Below are 18,416 nucleotides of genomic sequence, written 5' to 3'. Positions count from 1 at the left end.
TTTGTAAAAAATAAACAAAATGAGATATATAAAACACCTATTAGTTTTACTAACTGCAATAACTTTAACAAGTTGTAATTTTACTGAAAACATTTACATTAATGAAGATGGTTCAGGTAAGTTTTCTATCGAAATGGATGGTTCACAGTTGATGTCTATGATGCCTGAAGATTCATTGAAAACTCAAAAAGCAATGGATTCTACCTATAGTTTTAAACAAATATTAGAAGAGAAAAAAGATAGTATTTCAAAACTTCCTAAAGAACAGCAAGAACGATTGAAAAAACTAGAAAACTTTAATATTCGTACGGTAATGAATCCTGAAAAAAAGGAGTTTATGTTTTCAATGAATACAGATTTCAAAACTGTTTCTGATTTGCAAGATGCAATGTCAACAATGAGTACTGTTCAAGGAGCTAGTAAAGCAGGTAAAGATATGATGCCTGGTGGAGGTTTTGGCGATAATAATTCAGAGTTAAAATATTTTTATGATGGTAAAAAGTTTACAAGAAAAGCTACTGTTTTAAAGAAAGATATTTTAGAAGTAGAAGAAGATTCTATGAAACAAGCAATGAATATGTTTTATGAGTCATCAACTTATACAGTTAAATATCATTTTCCTAAAAAAGTTAAAAAAGTTTCTGTTGAATCAGCGATGTATAGTGAAGACAGAAAAACAATTACTATTGAGTTTCCTTTTAGTGATTATATGAAAGAACCTGAGAAATTAAATTTTGAAGTAGAATTTGAAAAATAATTTTTTTTATAAATAAATTAAAAAGCAATGCTAAATTTTAGTGTTGCTTTTTTTGTTTTTATTAAAAGCAATAATCTTTGTAACTTTGATGCATGAATAAAAAAATCCAACTTCAAGATTTAGGTAAAAAAGATTATAAGCAAACTTGGGATTGTCAAGAAGAACTTTTTAAGAACATTGTTGATGTAAAAATCCAAAATCGTAAAGATGAAACGAATCTTTCGACACCAAATTACTTTCTTTTTGTAGAACATCCGCATGTGTATACATTAGGAAAAAGTGGAGATATTTCTAATTTACTTTTATCTCAAAAACAACTTGAAGCAAAAGGGGCAACTTTCTACAAAATAAATAGAGGTGGCGATATTACGTATCATGGACCAGGACAAATTGTAGGTTATCCAATTCTTGATTTAGAAAATTTTTTCACTGATATTCATAAATATTTAAGATTTCTAGAAGAAGTAATAATTCTAACTTTAGCAGAATACAATATAATTGCTACAAGAAGTGAAGGTGAAACGGGTGTTTGGTTAGGAGTAGGCACTCCATTTGCACGAAAAATTTGTGCTATGGGAGTTAGAGCAAGTCGCTGGGTTACCATGCATGGTTTTGCCTTGAATGTAAATGCTGATTTAGGTTACTTCGATAATATCATTCCATGTGGTATAAAAGGAAAAGCAGTTACTACTTTAAATAATGAATTGGGTGTAGAAAAAGTTGATGAAGATGAAGTGAAAGAAAAAATCTTAAAGCATTTCACAAAACTTTTCGAAGCAGAATTTATAGACTAAAAAAACCGCAACCTAAAATTCATAAATCCAAAGAAAGTTGTTCGGGCAATAATCTAAAGCTCATTCTGTGGTATTTTGTTGTACCATATTTTCTAATAGCTTCTCTATGTTCTTTTGTTGGATAACCTTTGTTTTGTTTCCAATTATACATAGGAAATTCTTCATGAATTTTATCCATATATTCATCGCGATACGTTTTTGCTAACACTGATGCTGCAGCAATGCTCATGTATTTAGAATCACCTTTTACTATAGTCGAATAAGGAATATTATTAATAGGTTTAAATCTGTTTCCATCTACTATAATATATAATGGTGTAGGATTAAGTTTGATAATGCTTTCTTGCATTGCTTTTATCGAAGCGTTTAAAATATTTATTTTGTCAATAATTATAGGTTCAAGATGTGTAACTGCATATGAAATAGCTTTTTCTTCTATTAGTGGTTTTAAATTTTCTCTAACCTTTTCGGATAATTGTTTGGAATCGTTTAATAAATCCAATTTAAAATCTTTGGGAAGAATAATGGCTGCGGCAGTCACTGGTCCTGCCAAACATCCACGTCCAGCTTCGTCAGTACCGCATTCAATTTCAAATTCAGAATACTTTAAATTTAACATAAAATTAATTTTGATAAAAATATAAAATTTAACGCAACCTTTTGCATTATTATGCATCTATTGAATGAATCGTAACCACATCGTTAGAATTCTGTAAATAAAATTAACATAAATAAATAAAAATATTCCGAAGTATTATTTGTTTATTTAAGAAATTATTAAGAAGTTTGCGGAATAACTAACTCAAATAAATTTAATATGAGATCGAAGTTCAAATGGATTTTTACGCTATTAGTAGCGTTATCAATGCAGTTTTCGTTTGCACAAGAGAAAACTGTTACAGGTGTGGTGTCAGATGCGACAGGTCCACTACCAGGTGCTAACGTGCTTGTTAAAAGTACAGGCAAAGGAGTACAAACAGATGTTGACGGTAAATATGCTGTCAAAGCTAAAGCAGGTGATGTATTAGTAATTTCCTTTTCAGGTTATGAGACTAAAAACGTTACTGTTGGAGCTTCAAACACAGTTAATGTAAAATTAGCTGAAAACATTCAAAAAATTGATGAAGTTGTTGTGGGTTCTTTTGGACGTAAATTACAGACAAAAAAACTTGCTTATTCTTCTCAAAAAGTAGAGGCAAAAGAGCTTATTCAAGCAGCTCCAGTAAATGCTGTAACTGCTCTTCAAGGTAAAGTTTCAGGTTTGAACATTATTACAAGAAATAATGGTGTTAATCCTTCAACAGCAATTATCTTGAGAGGTTACAAATCTTTAACAGGTGATAACTCTGCTTTGATTATTATTGATGGTGTTGTTCAGGCTAATTCAGCATTGGATAATTTGAATCCTAATGATATTACTTCGGTAAATACATTGAAAGGTTCTGCGGCTACTGTGCTTTATGGTTCGCAAGGTAAAAACGGAGCTTTAGTTGTAACTACTAAACAAGGAGATAACAACAAAGGTTTAGAGGTTACTTATAACACAAGCTACGCTTTGGAGAGAGTTAAATATTTTCCTGAGTTGCAAACAACTTTTGGTCCTGGTTTCGATGATATCTACGATCCTTACGAAAATACAAGTTGGGGACCAAGATTTGATGGTGTACCAAGACGTCTAGGTCCTATCTTAGCTGATGGATCTTTTCAAACAGTTGATTATGCTGCTATCAAAAATAATAGAAGAGACTTCTTTGTTGATGGTGTAACAGCTATTAATGGATTGTCTTTTAGTGGTGGTGATGATAAATCAACATTTTTCTTCTCTGCTCAACGCTCTGACATTACAGGTATAACACCTAATGATGAGTATACTAAAGACAACTTTAGATTTAATGCTACAAGAAAATCAGGTAAATTTAAAATTGGATTGAATACGTCGTTTTTCTCTGATAAAACAGATGTAGTTGGCGATGGAGGATATCAAGCAAGACCATTATACTGGAGTATTTTGAATACACCAGCGAATGTGCCTTTAACAAGCTATAAAGATTGGAGAAATAATCCTTTTGCAACTCCTGAAGGATATTTTAATGAGTATTATCAAAACCCTTACATGTTAATTGATATTGCAAGAAACAGAGGAAAAAGTAATAGATTGTTCGCTAATTTGAAATTTGATTATGAATTTGCTGATTGGATTTCTGCAAGTTACAGTTTAACAGGAACTTATTTTACTAGTGATTCTAAAAATACTAGAGCGGCAGTTACTGTTAATCCTGTATTAGCGCCAACAAGAACTGATCAAAATACGACTGCTTCTGTAGCTGTTGGTAATAGTAGCAATACAAGATTAAATTCGGATTTATTAATTAACATAAAAAAGAATTTATTTAAAAAACTTGATGCTAATTTAACTTTAGGAAATGCTGTTACTACTTTCCGTTCTAATGCATATTCTATCAGTGGAAACAATTTATTTGTACCAGATTTGTACAATCCAGGTGTTAGAACAGGAGAGCCTGTGGTAGGTTTTTCTGAATTTCAAAGTACTAGAGCTGGATACTTTGCAGATTTATCTTTAGAGTACAACAAATTTTTAACTCTAAGTGGTGCTTACAGATATGATCAATCATCAACTTTATTATTGGATAATAATGGTTTTGATTTTTACTCTTTGGGAGCTTCATTATTGTTAACAGAAGCAATTCCTGGATTAAAAAGTGATTATATCAAATACTGGAAATTATTTGGAAGTTATGCAAGCGTGGGTAGCGATCCAACAATTGGTTATACAAATGAATTGTATGCTACTCCTACTGGATTTCCATTTGGTTCAGTTGTTGGTTTAGCTGCTCCAACTAGTGCTGTTGATGCTGGAATTACTCCTGCATACACAAAAACATTAGAGTTTGGTACTGAATTAGCTTTGTTTAAAAATAGACTTAACATTGGTGCTACTTATTTTATAAATAACTCTACTGATGATTTCTTGAATGCTTCTACATCTTATGCTTCTGGAATTGCTAGTTTAAGATTGAACAGTGGTGAATTAGAAACTAAAGGTATTGAATTAGATGTTAATGGTACTGTTTTGCAATCAGACAAGTTTACTTGGAAGGTGGGTGTGAATGTTTCTAAAATAGAAAGTGAAGTTAAATCTTTATCTGATGGAGCTGAAAGATTACAAACTGGTTTAGCTGCTGGTGATGGTGCTGTTGGTATTTATGCTCAAGTTGGTTCGCCTTTCCCTTCTCTTTTTGCTACTGCATATACAAGAGATGATAATGGGAATGTTGTAATTGATGCTACTACTGGTGATCCTGTTGTTAGTTCTGAACTTAAAAATTTAGGTTCTACTACTCCAGATTTAATTGTTGGTTTTAATACTTCTGTTAAATACGGTCAATTTACATTATCTGCTACAGCTGATTATAAAACAGGACATGTTTACTATAATAACATGGTAGATGCATTAGAATTTACAGGTTCTACATTACACAGTGTTTCTTCAGGAAGACAACCGTTTATTTTCCCTAACTCTTCTTATGAGACATCTCCAGGTGTTTTTGTTCCAAATACAAATATTACAACTTCAGGTGGTGGATTTGATTTCTGGAATAATACTTATAATGCAATTAAAGAAAATTATGTTGTTGATGCTACAACTTTTAAATTAAGAGAGGTTGCTTTATCTTATGATTTGCCAAGCCAATATTTAAAAAATACATTTATTAAAAATGTTTCTTTTGGTTTAGTTGCTAGAAATATATTAATGTTACGTTCTGCTCAAAACAAATATACTGACCCAGAATTTACTAATGACGGTCAACAAGTAACAGGTTTTGGTACACAATCACAATTACCTCCAACGGGTTCTTACGGATTCAAGATGGATATTAAATTTTAATTTTATTGCTTTATGAAAATAGTAAAAAAACTTTTATTAACTCTTTTTGTTGCCTCAGCTGCAACATCATGTAGTGATGATTTCTTTGACGTTAATGATAGTCAAAACAATCCAACATCTTCTACTCCAGAGTTGTCATTGCCTGTAGCACAGAAATATTCTGTAGATAGTTTTCAAGGTGGTTATAATTCTTACAACACTCTAGGAAACTTATGGTCATACACATGGGCAGCTGGAGGAGATTATATTTATTTTACTGATGAGACTAAATATTTAGTTTCTAGTAGTTTTAGAACTGGTCTTTTTGAAACAACTTATGTTTTACCTTTGAGAAACTACCATGTTGTAGAACAAACATCAGATGAAAATCACGATAATTACAAAGCTATTGCTAAAATTATGAAAGCGTTTCACTTTCAATATTTAGTTGATGCTTATGGTGATATTCCTTATTCTCAAGCTTTTCAAGGTGCTTTGAATACTACTCCAGCTTATGATACAGCGCAGTCTGTGTATGCTGATTTAATTGTTCAATTAACAGCTGCTCAAGCATTAATTGCTAATGCTGATTCAAGTGATTTAGTTCCTTCATCTACAATAGATGTTATGTGTGGTGGTGATATGGCTAAATGGGCTCGTTTTGCTAATACTTTAAAATTGAGAATTTTATTACGTCAATCTGAAGTAGGTGTTACTGATTATTCAAGCGTTAATAATGGTATTGGGTTTTTAGCTGCTAATGAGAATGTTACATGTAACCCAGGTTACGTTAATGACACTAACAAACAAAATCCATTCTATGCTGCTTTTGGTAAAACTGTAGCTGGTGATCCTGCTGCAAATACAAATGCAACTAGAGTTACTCCTTTTGTGGCTGGCGCTAGTTCTCCTGCTGGTTCTCCAACTATTTCATCTTTGTTAACAGGTGATCCTAGAAAACCTGCGTTATTGAGACCAGTTGGTACTACTACAAATTACGTTGGAATTGATCAAAATAATAATGGAGGTCCAACTTCTGCTAACTTATCTACTTATGGTTCAATCATTGTTTCAAGTTCTTCTCAAGATGCTATTATCATGACAGGTTCTGAAAGTGCTTTTTTACAAGCAGAAGCAATTGAAAGAGGTTTTATCTCAGGTGATAAAGCTGCATTATACAAAGCGGGTATTGAAGCTAGTTGTACTAGATTAGGAGTGAGCGTTGGAGCATTTGATACTTCATATCCTACTCTTAATCCAATTCTTGAAATTGCAAAGCAAAAATATATTGATTTGATGCACATTAATGGATTTGAAAATTATTGTGAATTGAGAAGAATTAATGCTTGGGGAGCAATTGTTCCTGTGGCACCAAATGCTACACAACCAACTCGCCCAGTAAGAGTTCCTTATCCAGATTCAGAATATTCTGCTAATCCAAATAATGTTCCAGCTCAAACAACATCTGATATATTCAATACTAGAATATTCTGGGATAATTAAAATTAAAAAATTGAAATTATGAAAAAATTTATTAGAAATTCATTTGCTCTTTTGTTTGTTGCTAGTTTGATAACATCTTGTGATGTTGGCGACGATGAAGAGTTAAATTATGGAAATGGTGCGTATGTTACTCAATTTCCTTATGCTTCAAAGACAGCTTTTTTCTTGAAAGATGAAAATGAAGTTATTTACGACTATACAGTTCCTGTTGAATTAGTAGGAGGTAATGGTCTTGCTGTTGGAAGTGATATCACAGTAACTTTTGAGAAATTAGACTATGTTGATGATGCTTCAGTTACATTTGATGATACTTATGTTACTGCAGTAGAAGGTGAAGATTTCGATTTTGTAAATACTTCGAATGTATTAACAATTCCTGCAGGAAGTAAGTTTGCAACTATTCCAATTAAGGTTTATTCTGCAAATCTAGACGATTTAAATCAGCCAGTTTTGGTATTGAACTTAACACAGTCTTCTGCTGATGGTGTTAATGTTGTTAATTCAGGAAACAAATCTAAAATCAACGTTGTATTACAAGCACAATGTCCATCTGATTTAGGTGGTACTTATTCAACTGCAATTACTAGATTGACACCTGCTGGTGGACCATACAGTGTTGCATCTGAAGTTATTACTGATTTAGGTGATGGAAACTATTCAAATCAAGCTACAGGTAATTTTACTTTAGCAGCTTATGGTTTAGTTTTAGGTGGTCCATGGAATAATTTATCTGTACCTGCACCTAGAGGAGGTTTTATTTTTAAAGAAGTTTGTGGTAGAATTGCTGTAGAAGAACAAAATTTATTTGACTATTATTCAAATTTAGTTCAGCAAACACCTGCTCAATATGCTGCAAGTTCAGTTAATTTATCAACTGGAGTAATTACAATTGAGTACACTGTTACTTTCGCTGCTGGAAATAGATCATTTAGAAGTATTTATACTCCACTTTAATCAATTTAATATTTTTAATATGAAAAAAAATATAGTTAAAATTTTTAGTCTTTTGGCTGTTGCATCTTTTTTTACTTCTTGTAATGATGATCAAGATGTAGCTTCTATTGTTCAAATTGATAAGCCAACAATGACCATTAGTGTAGCGTCTGCAGTTACTACAGCGGAAGGAACAACAGTTCCTTTTACTTTAACTTTAGATGAACCAACAGGACATGACTTTGACGTTTTTATTATGCGTCAGGTTACTAGTACTGCTGACCAAAATGATAGTGATATTAACGGTGATTATGCTAACACTTCTTACCAAAAGAAGATTACTTTTCCTGCTTTTACAACTTCATATTCTGGTGAAATTGAAATTAATGAGGATGAGTTAGCTGAAGGTAATGAAAACTTAATTCTTCAAATTGGAGAATCAAGAACATCTGCTGTTAAGTTTACTCCAGCAACTACAAACATCACTATTACTAACGTTGTGTCTGATGTTTTAGATTTGACTTTCAACTTTGATAGAGACTTTACAGCTGGTTCTAATACATACAGTTTATGTGAAATTACTAGTGATTTATCAGGTGATCCATATGATATTGATTTCATAGTTTATGATGATTCATTCAATGATTTAGGAGTTACTGATGCCCAAACTGGTGCATGTCCTGAAGAACTTTCTATGGACTTAGCAGATTATGTTGATGGTACTTATCATATTACAGCATATTTATATACTAATGCTGAATTAGATTTAGCCGAGATTGGATTTCCTTTAGTAGCAATTCCTGAATTCAACATTCCAATTACTGTTGATTATTTAAGAGCTGGTTCTATAAACAAAGGAAGATACAATCAAGAGCCAGTAAATTATTTTACATCTAATACTGCTGTTGATTCTGAAAATCAAGTTGTTGATATTGTGATTAGTACAGTAGGTGGAAAACGTATCTTTACTATTCAAGATACAGCAGGTAATGTTTCTGCTTCTGGAAGAATGGCTTCTAAGTCAAAACATATTTCTAAAAGAGTTAAATAATTCTTTTATTGAATAAATTTAAAAACGTCTCACATTGTGAGACGTTTTTTTGTTTTAGTTAACTTTTACTAAATCAATAGTATTTTATATTTCATTTATATATTTTTGCTCTTTATTACTTATAAATGAAAAAGATATTTTATAGTTTTATTTTTGTTGTTCTTCTTATAAACAATTCTTTCGCTCAAGATAAACCAATTAAGTCTAAAGACACAGATAGCGAATCGTTAAGTAAAGAAGCTCCAAAAGCAGCTCACAACCAATACAAAATCTATACGCTCGAAAGAGATACAATTTATATTGATACTTCACTAACCATCAAAAGTGAATATAAATACAATTATTTGCGCAAAGATATTTTTGGTTTGCAACAATTTACTAATGAAGGCCAAACATACAATACGCTTTTTTTTGGCTTAAATGAATTTTCGGCGTTACCAGAATTTGGTTTTACCGGAAAACAATTTCCTTATCTTCAAGTAAAAGATATTAATTATTATTCTGTAGCTACTCCAATTTCCGAATTATATTTCAAAACGGTCATGGAACAAGGACAAAGTGTTGATGCACTTATAACCGTAAACACGTCAGAGCAATTTAATTTTTCTGTTGCTTATAGAGGTTTACGCTCTTTAGGAAAATACATCAATCAATTGTCAAGTATTGGAAATTTTAGATTTACAACAAGTTACACATCTAAGAATAATAGATATTCAATAAATTCACATTTTACTGGTCAAGATATGCTAAATGGTGAAAATGGTGGAATTACTTCAATTGATGATTTTGAGAGCGATGATAAAGATTTTAAAAATAGAGCACGTCTTCAAGTATACCTTACAGATGCTAAATCCTTTTTAAAAGGGAAAAGGCTCTTTATTGATCATAATTTTCGTATTAATCCTAAACAGTCAAGTAACAATTTGATAATTAATCATCAGTTCAACCTTGAAAATAAGTTTTACGAGTTTAATCAAAAAACACTTTCAACAACATTAGATAATGATACCTTTCAACGCTTTGGAACTTCTTATGTTTCAAGTAACATAAATGATCAAACCCGTTATCAAAGAATGTATAACAAATTAGGAGCAATATATCAAAACACAACTCTTGGAGAATTTCAATTTTTTGTTGAAGATTTTAAATACGTTTACAAATACAATAAAATATTAATTCTTGAAGATCAAACAATTCCAAATCAGTTATCAGAAAGGTTAAATGCTTTTGGTGCTCAGTATTCGTATCAAAAGAATAATTGGAAAGGAAAATTCATCTATAGTAAAGCAATCTCAAAGCAAACCTTTTCAACAATTGAAGCCAATTTAAAATATAAATTAAACGATAAAAACGATTTCACTTTTCAATATCAAAATATAAGTAGCGTTCCTAATAATAATTATATACTTCATCAAAGTAGCTATATAGATTATAATTGGAAAAATAATTTTGAAAATCAAAAAATCAATAAAATCCAAATTGATGCAAATACTCAATGGGTAAATCTTTCTGCTCAATTTTCTGTCCTTAACGACCATTTATATTTTAGTAACGATGCAACAGATGATAAATTTCAATTAATTACTCCTAAACAGTACAACAAGTCAATTAGTTACGTTTCATTCAAAGCATCAAAGGAAATTGCCTATAAAAAATTTGGTTTAGATAATACCATTCTTTATCAAAACGTTTCTCAAGAAGATGATATTCTAAACGTGCCTCAACTAACAGCTCGAAACACTTTATATTACACAAATTATTTCTTTAAAAAAGCATTATATCTTCAAACCGGAATAACAGCTAACTATTTTACAAAATATTATGCTAACGATTATAATCCAGTTCTTGGAGAGTTTTTTGTCCAAAATCAAACAGAAATTGGTAACTTCCCAATGTTAGATTTCTTTGTAAATGCCCGAATTCGTCAAGCTCGAATTTTCCTAAAAGCAGAGCATTTTAATTCAGGAATGACAGGAAATAAATTCTATTCAGCGCCAAATACACCATATCGCGATTTCATGATTCGTTTTGGACTTGTTTGGACATTCTTTCAATAAGTTTTTTAGGAACGAATGGTTTGCGAATTTTACAAAACCATTTTCCTGCTTTTCATTTCAATCTTTTCTTATGTTGCCTTCGAGAACCTCAGGCAAAATAAGAAAAGGATTTTCATTTCAATCAGGGTTAATTAGCATTCCGTTTTCTCTAATATCAAGGTCTTGTAAAACCATATAATTATCAATATCTTTGCATTCACAAACAAATAATATGAATTATTCAGAAAATATATTAGGAACTATTGGAAACACACCTTTAGTTAAACTAAACAAAGTGGTTCAAGGAATTGACGCTTTAGTTTTAGCAAAAGTAGAAACTTTCAATCCAGGAAATTCTACTAAAGATAGAATGGCTTTAAAAATGGTTGAAGATGCAGAGGCTGATGGCCGATTAAAACCAGGCGGAACAATTATTGAAGGAACTTCTGGCAACACAGGAATGGGGTTGGCTTTAGCTGCTATTGTAAAAGGTTACAAATGTATTTTTGTAATTACTGACAAGCAATCTAAAGAAAAAATGGATATTCTTCGTGCAGTTGGCGCTAAAGTTGTAGTTTGTCCAACAGATGTTGAACCAACTGATCCTCGCTCATACTATTCAGTGTCTAAAAAATTAGGCGAAGAAACTCCAAACTCTTGGTACGTAAATCAATACGATAATCCATCAAATGCTATTGCTCATTACGAACAAACAGGTCCAGAAATTTGGGAACAAACTAATGGAAAAGTAACACATTTTGTTGTTGGAGTAGGAACAGGAGGAACAATTTCGGGTGTTGCAAAATACTTAAAAGAAAAAAATCCTAACATCAAAATCTGGGGAATTGATACCTATGGTTCAGTTTTCAAAAAATACCATGAAACAGGAATTTTTGATGAAAACGAAATCTATTCTTATATCACTGAAGGAATAGGTGAAGATATTCTTCCTAAAAATGTTGACTTTTCATTAATTGATGGTTTTACAAAAGTAACCGATAAAGATGCTGCTGTTTACACAAGAAAAATTGCACTTGAAGAAGGAATCTTTGTTGGAAATTCTGCTGGTTCATGTATCAAAGGATTACATCAGTTAAAAGAACATTTTAAACCAGAAGATGTTGTTGTAGTATTGTTTCATGACTCAGGAAGTCGTTATGTAGGAAAAATGTTCAACGATGACTGGATGCGTGAAAGAGGTTTTCTAGACGAGGAAATTACAAAAGCGGAAGATGTAATTAAAGATCATATCGATAAATCTTTAGTTATTGTTCGCACTGAAGAATTAGTTTCTCATGCAATTGAAAGAATGCGAAAATATAAAATATCACAGATTCCAGTTGTTGATGTAACAGGTTTTGTTGGTTCTGTTGACGAATCTGATTTGTTTCAAAGCTATGTTGTAGATAAAGATATTGCTGAAAAGCCAATTCGTGAAGTAATGGGCAAACCTTACCCAATTGTAAAACTTGGAACGCCAATTGAAGAAGTTTCAAAACTTTTCACTAAAGACAATCAAGCAGTTTTAGTCGATTTAGGAAACGGAAAACATCATATCATAACAAAATATGATATCATTGGTTCAATAAAATAAAATTGAAAGATAAAAATATTTATATAATTGCAGGATGTAATGGTGCAGGAAAAACTACTGCTTCTTACACCATTCTTCCTGAAATTTTAAACTGTAAAGAGTTTGTAAATGCTGATGAAATAGCGAAAGGATTATCGCCATTCCAGCCTGAAAAAGTTGCTTTTGAATCAGGTAGAATTATGCTTGAAAGAATTGATGTTTTAATGAATTCTGATGAAAGTTTTGCTTTTGAAACCACTTTATCAACAAAAACATACAAACACAGATTAATAAAAGCCAAACAATTAGGGTTTACTATTAAACTGCTTTTCTTTTGGTTACCAAGTATTGAAATGGCAATAAATAGAGTTGCAATTAGAGTTTCAGAAGGTGGACATAATATTCCAAATAACATAATTTCAAGAAGATATAAAAGAGGAATTGAAAATCTAATCAAAATTTATTTACCTTTGTGTGACAGTTGGATGTTGTTAGACAATGAAGAACAACCAAAAATTATCGCTAAAGGTTCTATAAATCAAGAAATAGAAATTTTTGATATAAAAAAATGGGATTCAATAGTTACTGAATAAACGAAGATAATATGAGTAAGAAAGTAGTATCTAAAATTGATGATTTTCACGAAAAAGTCGCAAAAGGGTTAAAATTATCTTTTCAAAGAATGATAAAATCAAAAATTGAAAAAGACCAATCTGTAGTTATAATGCGTGATGGTAAAGTAATTACTGTAAAAGCATCTGAATTGGATAAAATCTAATTCATAAATAATGAATTTAAATTAGTGAAAATTTTTATCTAAAAGCTATTCACCAATCAAAACTCCAGAAACATTCCAAGAACTAAAACTTGTTCCTTCAGGATTACCTTGTGGAATAATCACTTGAATCGAATGTTGTCCTTCCTTTAAATCACCTAATTCAATATATACTGGGTTTGTAACCATTCCGGGACACCAATTAGAGCGACTATAATCTGATGAAGATAATCCATTAGAGAAATTTCCCGATGCAGGATTGTATAATCTGTACGAACCACAATCTTCTCGCCAAGGTGTAAAATGAAATACTTCTTTTTCGTCTAATAAAATTGTATTTTTCTTTGGTACAAATTCATCTCCGTTTTCCCAACCGCCATGACCTGTTGAAATATACCTCAATTTTGCATTTTTCAATTCTTTTTCTAGTGTGAAATTGACAAACAATCCTTTTTCAGAATTAAATAAAGTGCCATACTCTTGACCTGCCATTTCCATAACATTGGTAGTATTAAAAATAGGAAGCACAAAAGTTGATTTCTCTTTTCCATTTTCTTCAGGATGAATCGTGATATTTACACTCACTTTATGTCCACCTTTGTCATAATTACCTATAAAAGTTCCAATATAAATTTCTTTGTCATTCAGTGCAGCGGTCAATTCGGAAATGTCCTGACGATAATTTACTTTTTCTTCCCAAGTTTTGTCTTTTAATTGAATATGATTGTATTGTTTTATTCCAAATGGTGTAAAAAAGCGCATCAACTCTAGCAAAGGCAAATAGTTTTCTGTTGAAATAATTCCTTGATAGTCCTTGCCATTTCCGTTGTTATAAACTGGAAGTGTTTTTGCCCCATTTTTTAATCCATCAATAAAGGATTGCTTTTTATCCATTGGAATCATAAAAACGGAACCCGTTCTATCATAAGCATCACCATTAGATTGCTCACAAACATCAATAAATACTTGACTTCCTTTTGCTATTGATGGAATTTTTACTTTCTTCAAAATAATTGTGCCATTAGCAAATCTCAAAATGCTATCGTTCGATTTTGATTCATTTGAAAAATTAATAATCTCATCTTTAAAAACAGAAACAGTTGTAAATCTACTTTTCCATAGCAAATCTCTGTAGGAAAGTAAATCTAACGTTTTGTTTGAATCCAATGATATTGATGGAATGGTTTTAACTTTTTCAATTTTTGTTGCTGCAATAATAAAATTTCCATTTCTATTCATTTCTAAAACCAATCCTAAATCTTGACCTAAAACTGTTGGCGCGCCTTTAATTTTTAAATCATTAGTGTACCAAAGCTCAATGGTATTTGAATTAATAATGGTCTTTGCTTTTTTACAATTATATCCTAATATTTTTTTAGTATCCGATAAAAATTCGAAATTTTGTTTCCCAATTGAAACCGAATCTTTTGTTGAAATTGCTTTTGAATTACTCAAATTAGCCAATTGATAATAACTTAGACCATCAATAATTGTTTGTTCAAAAGGAAATTCCGATTTGTTTGCTATAATTTTTTCTGAAGTAATTAACGATTTTTTCTCATTTGAATACACTAAAATTGCATCTTGATTTTCAATTAGTGTTCCATTAGAACTTTTTAAATAAGTAATTTTATAATTTTTCTGACCAAAACTTGTAATGGAAAATACCGAAAAGAGTAGGATGAAGAAATTTTTCATAATGAAGTCATTTTAGCTTTTTTTGATTGAAGCGAAAAATTAGGGTTTTTGTTTTAGATTTTATATTTTTTCATTGCATAGTAGCACTACGTAATTAAAAAAATACTTCTATTAGTTGTTTGTAATACAAATATAAGTTTTGAAAATTTAATTTTAGAATATTTGTGTAATTCAGATCAAAAAATTACTTTGGTCGTTTCAAAGCCATATAGATAACATTTTTATGAAAGAAGATTTTCTACACTACATTTGGTTGTATAAAAAATTAGATATTTCTAATTTAAAAACCACACAAGGCGAAGTTTTACACATTCTTAACTTCGGGCAATACATTCAACAATCCGGTCCAGATTTTTTTAATGCTCAAATTGTTTTAAACGAACAAAAATGGGCAGGAAACATTGAAATTCATATCAAGTCATCTGATTGGTATGTGCATCATCATGAAAAAGATGATAATTACAACAACGTAATTCTTCATGTTGTTTGGGAACATGATGCACCAATTTTTAGAAAAGATAATTCTGAAATTCCTGTTCTTGAAATTAAAAATTATGTTTCTAGAGAAGAATTATATAAATATCAATCTTTAATTTCACCGAAATCTTGGATTTTTTGCGAAAATCAAATTAAAGATGTTGACGATTTTACGATTTCTAATTGGCAAGAGCGTTTGTTTTTTGAACGTTTAGAGCGAAAGTCACAACCCATAAATCAATTACTCTTGGAAACTGAAAACGATTGGGAATCAGTTTTGTTTTGTATGCTTGCTAAAAATTTCGGGTTGAATACCAATGGTGAATCGTTTTTGAAAGTAGCAAAGTCAATTACGTTTTCAATTATTAGAAAAGAAGCTCTCGAAGTTTTATATCTTGAGGCATTACTTTTTGGTCAAGCCAATTTAATTCCGATAGTTATTGAAGATAATTATGCAAAAGAATTAAAATCGTGGTATGATTATATTGCTTTAAAATATAAATTGCAACCACCAATTTTAGCTCCAATTCAGTTTTTTAAACATCGACCAGATAATTTCCCAACTATTAGATTATCACAATTAGCAATGATTTATCATTTGAATAGAAATTTATTTTCGAAAATTATAGAAGCAAAATCATTGAAAGAATTGTATTCTTTGTTTGCAATTTCTGTAAGCGATTATTGGAAAACACATTATAATTTTGATAAATTAAGTCCAAAAAAAGAAAAAGTTTTGTCTAAATCATTTATAGATTTATTAATAATCAACACTATAATTCCAATAAAGTTTGCTTATGCACGAAGTCAAGGTAAAGATATTTCAGAGCAATTAATTGAATTACTCTCTGAAATTTCATCTGAAAAGAACACTATTATTGATAAATTCAATTCTTTTGGAATAAAATCTAAAAGCGCATTTCAATCGCAAGCCTTATTGCAACTCAAAAACGAATATTGCAATAATAAAAAGTGTTTAGAATGTGCTATTGGAATTCAACTTTTAAAGAAATAAAAGTATAAATTTGTAGTTTATTGCAAGAGGTTAATTTGAAAAGGATTGGCTGTATGAGCTTGTCCAAGATATTTTTATAAATATTCAGACTCAAAATATTATAGGTACTAAAAATGATAAACAACATTCGCTATTTTTTTGAGAAACACGGATTTCATGTCTCTTCTCGCTTAGCTGATAAGCTTGGTATGCGTGCTACAAATGTGCGCTTGTTTTTTATTTACATTTCCTTTGTTACAGTAGGATTAGGTTTTGGATTTTATCTAACCTTAGCTTTTTGGATAAAACTGAAAGATTTAGTAAGAGCAAAACGAAGTTCAGTTTTTGATTTATAGACATAAAAAAAGGATTTAACTTCTAGTTAAATCCTTTTTTGTATAAAGCAAAATTTTATTTCTCAGGATTGTTTAGTTTACTATTTTTCTTACCATAAGCGAAATAAAGAATAACACCAAGTGCCATCCAAGCAAACAGTCTTAACCAGTTTGTCCATCCTAAACCAACCATCATTAATCCACAAGCAAGTACTCCTAAAATAGGAACTAATGGAACCAATGGAGTTTTAAATTCTCTTTTCATATCTGGTTCTTTCTTTCTCAATACAATTACAGAAATACAAACTAAAACGAAAGCAAATAAAGTTCCAATACTTGTCATATCACCAACAATATCTCCAGGAACGAAGGCAGCAAATAGACCAACAATTACTAAAATGATTAAATTTGCTTTGTAAGGTGTTTGATATTTTGAATGTAAATCACTGAATGCTTTTGGTAATAAACCATCTTTTCCCATAGCATAAAAAACTCTTGATTGACCAAGTAACATCACTAATATTACTGAAGAAAATCCTGCAAGAATTGCAACAGTAACAAAGTCAGCTAACCATTTATATCCAATCATATATTTTTGAATAGCAAAAGCTACAGAAGCTTCGCCACCTTCACCTCTAAAATCATCAACTGTTGCAACACCTGTTAAAACGTGAGCAAAAAGAATGTATAATAGTGTACAAATTGCTAATGATCCTAAAATACCAATAGGCATATTTCTTTTTGGATTTTTTGTTTCTTGAGCAGCAGTACTAACTGCATCAAAACCAATAAATGCAAAGAAAACTGTTCCAGCAGCTCCAACTATTCCCCAAAATCCTCCAAAATTGTGAGAAATTCCGTGTGGATCAGTGTATACTGAACTTTCTGGAATATATGGTGTGTGATTATCTGGATTGATAAAATGCCAACCAATTATAATAATCAATACAACAATTGCAACTTTTACAATTACAATAATACCATTAACAAAAGCAGATTCTTGAATACCTTTTATTAAAAGTAAACTAATAATTCCTACAATAAATAAAGCGGGTAAATTTATAATTCCACTAACTCCATCAGGTGATGTTTGAAACGGCGAATGCGATAATTCATAAGGTATTGGGCTCATATGTAGAACGTTGACCAATAAATTGTTGAGATATTCACTCCAAGCAATTCCAACTGTTGCTGCTCCAACAGCATATTCAAGTATTAAATCCCATCCAATAATCCATGCTAAAAATTCACCCATTGTTGCATAGGTATAGGTATAAGCGCTACCTGAGATTGGAATAGAAGATGAAAGTTCTGCATAACATAATCCTGCTAATGCACAACCTACAGCAGCAAGAACAAATGCTATAGTTACCGATGGACCAGCATTTTGAGACGCTGCCATTGCAGTTCTAACAAATAATCCAGCACCAATAATTGCTCCAATTCCTAAGGCAATTAATGACCAAGCGGTTAATGTTCTTTTTAATCCTTTTTCAGAATCAGAAGCTTCTGCTAATAATAAAGCCAATGGTTTTCTTTTCCAAATAGACATAGTTTAAATTTTTGGTTAGTAATAAAAATCAAATATATATTTTTTTAATAAA

15 protein-coding genes are annotated in these 18,416 nt (G+C 30.8%); 12 read left to right on the top strand and 3 right to left on the bottom strand.

Going from position 1 to position 18,416, the window contains the following annotated elements; genetic code table 11:
• Positions 1 to 19 precede the first annotated feature (19 nt).
• Positions 20 to 757 (top strand): hypothetical protein, encoded by a 738-nt coding sequence (locus tag Q0049_RS01615; protein ID WP_298115765.1) that lies wholly within the window; start codon positions 20 to 22, stop codon positions 755 to 757.
• 92 nt (positions 758 to 849) lie between these two features.
• Positions 850 to 1,551, top strand: a complete 702-nt coding sequence (gene lipB / locus Q0049_RS01610) for a lipoyl(octanoyl) transferase LipB (RefSeq protein WP_298115763.1) — start codon at positions 850 to 852, stop codon at positions 1,549 to 1,551.
• A 19-nt stretch (positions 1,552 to 1,570) separates the two neighbouring features.
• Here the strand turns inward: lipB and Q0049_RS01605 are convergent, their stop codons facing one another.
• Positions 1,571 to 2,170 carry a ribonuclease HII gene (locus Q0049_RS01605; RefSeq protein WP_298115759.1) on the bottom strand — a complete coding sequence of 200 codons (600 nt, stop codon included), beginning with the start codon at positions 2,168 to 2,170 and terminating at the stop codon, positions 1,571 to 1,573.
• Between the two features lie 198 nt (positions 2,171 to 2,368).
• Here Q0049_RS01605 and Q0049_RS01600 point away from each other — a divergent pair, with 198 nt between their 5' ends.
• The 8 genes from Q0049_RS01600 (at position 2,369) to Q0049_RS01565 (ending at position 13,311) form a co-directional block, all read left to right on the top strand.
• The gene (locus Q0049_RS01600) at positions 2,369 to 5,458 is read left to right on the top strand and encodes a SusC/RagA family TonB-linked outer membrane protein (protein WP_298115756.1); all 3,090 of its coding nucleotides are present in this window, start codon (positions 2,369 to 2,371) and stop codon (positions 5,456 to 5,458) included.
• Between the two features lie 12 nt (positions 5,459 to 5,470).
• The gene (locus Q0049_RS01595) at positions 5,471 to 6,940 is read left to right on the top strand and encodes a SusD/RagB family nutrient-binding outer membrane lipoprotein (RefSeq protein ID WP_298115754.1); all 1,470 of its coding nucleotides are present in this window, start codon (positions 5,471 to 5,473) and stop codon (positions 6,938 to 6,940) included.
• Positions 6,941 to 6,958: 18 nt separating this feature from the next.
• Positions 6,959 to 7,894, top strand: coding sequence for a hypothetical protein (locus Q0049_RS01590; RefSeq protein ID WP_298115751.1), 936 nt, complete (start codon positions 6,959 to 6,961; stop codon positions 7,892 to 7,894).
• Between the two features lie 19 nt (positions 7,895 to 7,913).
• Positions 7,914 to 8,924: a hypothetical protein gene (locus tag Q0049_RS01585; protein WP_298115748.1), complete on the top strand. Its 1,011-nt coding sequence runs from the start codon at positions 7,914 to 7,916 to the stop codon at positions 8,922 to 8,924.
• A 125-nt stretch (positions 8,925 to 9,049) separates the two neighbouring features.
• Positions 9,050 to 10,981: a putative porin gene (locus Q0049_RS01580; protein ID WP_298115745.1), complete on the top strand. Its 1,932-nt coding sequence runs from the start codon at positions 9,050 to 9,052 to the stop codon at positions 10,979 to 10,981.
• A 211-nt stretch (positions 10,982 to 11,192) separates the two neighbouring features.
• Positions 11,193 to 12,554 (top strand): pyridoxal-phosphate dependent enzyme, encoded by a 1,362-nt coding sequence (locus Q0049_RS01575; RefSeq protein ID WP_298115742.1) that lies wholly within the window; start codon positions 11,193 to 11,195, stop codon positions 12,552 to 12,554.
• A gap of 2 nt (positions 12,555 to 12,556) precedes the next feature.
• Complete coding sequence (locus Q0049_RS01570) at positions 12,557 to 13,126, top strand: zeta toxin family protein (RefSeq protein WP_298115739.1); 570 nt, start codon at positions 12,557 to 12,559, stop codon at positions 13,124 to 13,126.
• A gap of 11 nt (positions 13,127 to 13,137) precedes the next feature.
• On the top strand, positions 13,138 to 13,311 hold the full coding sequence (locus Q0049_RS01565) for a hypothetical protein (RefSeq protein WP_298115738.1): 174 nt from the start codon (positions 13,138 to 13,140) through the stop codon (positions 13,309 to 13,311).
• 45 nt (positions 13,312 to 13,356) lie between these two features.
• Here Q0049_RS01565 and Q0049_RS01560 read toward each other — a convergent pair whose 3' ends face one another.
• Positions 13,357 to 15,006 (bottom strand): PNGase F N-terminal domain-containing protein, encoded by a 1,650-nt coding sequence (locus Q0049_RS01560; RefSeq protein ID WP_298115735.1) that lies wholly within the window; start codon positions 15,004 to 15,006, stop codon positions 13,357 to 13,359.
• Positions 15,007 to 15,229: 223 nt separating this feature from the next.
• Here Q0049_RS01560 and Q0049_RS01555 point away from each other — a divergent pair, with 223 nt between their 5' ends.
• Together Q0049_RS01555 and Q0049_RS01550 are read left to right on the top strand one after the other, a co-directional pair.
• Positions 15,230 to 16,498: a DUF2851 family protein gene (locus Q0049_RS01555; protein WP_298115734.1), complete on the top strand. Its 1,269-nt coding sequence runs from the start codon at positions 15,230 to 15,232 to the stop codon at positions 16,496 to 16,498.
• A gap of 113 nt (positions 16,499 to 16,611) precedes the next feature.
• Positions 16,612 to 16,833, top strand: coding sequence for a PspC domain-containing protein (locus tag Q0049_RS01550; RefSeq protein ID WP_298115731.1), 222 nt, complete (start codon positions 16,612 to 16,614; stop codon positions 16,831 to 16,833).
• A 55-nt stretch (positions 16,834 to 16,888) separates the two neighbouring features.
• On the opposite strand, the gene Q0049_RS01545 is transcribed toward Q0049_RS01550, so the two are convergent.
• Positions 16,889 to 18,364, bottom strand: coding sequence for an amino acid permease (locus Q0049_RS01545; protein ID WP_298115728.1), 1,476 nt, complete (start codon positions 18,362 to 18,364; stop codon positions 16,889 to 16,891).
• Positions 18,365 to 18,416: the final 52 nt, after the last annotated feature.

This window comes from Flavobacterium sp. (assembly GCF_027484205.1).
In the GTDB taxonomy this organism is placed as follows: Bacteria; Bacteroidota; Bacteroidia; order Flavobacteriales; family Flavobacteriaceae; genus Flavobacterium.
Note: the sequence above shows the minus strand (reverse complement) of the source record. Positions and strands in the feature narration are given on the sequence as shown.

Coding starts and splice junctions, on each gene's coding strand:
- Q0049_RS01615 (WP_298115765.1), top strand. CDS start 20: ATGAGATATATAAAACACCTATTAGTTTTACTAACTGCAATAACTTTA.
- lipB (WP_298115763.1), top strand. CDS start 850: ATGAATAAAAAAATCCAACTTCAAGATTTAGGTAAAAAAGATTATAAG.
- Q0049_RS01605 (WP_298115759.1), bottom strand. CDS start 2,170: ATGTTAAATTTAAAGTATTCTGAATTTGAAATTGAATGCGGTACTGAC.
- Q0049_RS01600 (WP_298115756.1), top strand. CDS start 2,369: ATGAGATCGAAGTTCAAATGGATTTTTACGCTATTAGTAGCGTTATCA.
- Q0049_RS01595 (WP_298115754.1), top strand. CDS start 5,471: ATGAAAATAGTAAAAAAACTTTTATTAACTCTTTTTGTTGCCTCAGCT.
- Q0049_RS01590 (WP_298115751.1), top strand. CDS start 6,959: ATGAAAAAATTTATTAGAAATTCATTTGCTCTTTTGTTTGTTGCTAGT.
- Q0049_RS01585 (WP_298115748.1), top strand. CDS start 7,914: ATGAAAAAAAATATAGTTAAAATTTTTAGTCTTTTGGCTGTTGCATCT.
- Q0049_RS01580 (WP_298115745.1), top strand. CDS start 9,050: ATGAAAAAGATATTTTATAGTTTTATTTTTGTTGTTCTTCTTATAAAC.
- Q0049_RS01575 (WP_298115742.1), top strand. CDS start 11,193: ATGAATTATTCAGAAAATATATTAGGAACTATTGGAAACACACCTTTA.
- Q0049_RS01565 (WP_298115738.1), top strand. CDS start 13,138: ATGAGTAAGAAAGTAGTATCTAAAATTGATGATTTTCACGAAAAAGTC.
- Q0049_RS01560 (WP_298115735.1), bottom strand. CDS start 15,006: ATGAAAAATTTCTTCATCCTACTCTTTTCGGTATTTTCCATTACAAGT.
- Q0049_RS01555 (WP_298115734.1), top strand. CDS start 15,230: ATGAAAGAAGATTTTCTACACTACATTTGGTTGTATAAAAAATTAGAT.
- Q0049_RS01550 (WP_298115731.1), top strand. CDS start 16,612: ATGATAAACAACATTCGCTATTTTTTTGAGAAACACGGATTTCATGTC.
- Q0049_RS01545 (WP_298115728.1), bottom strand. CDS start 18,364: ATGTCTATTTGGAAAAGAAAACCATTGGCTTTATTATTAGCAGAAGCT.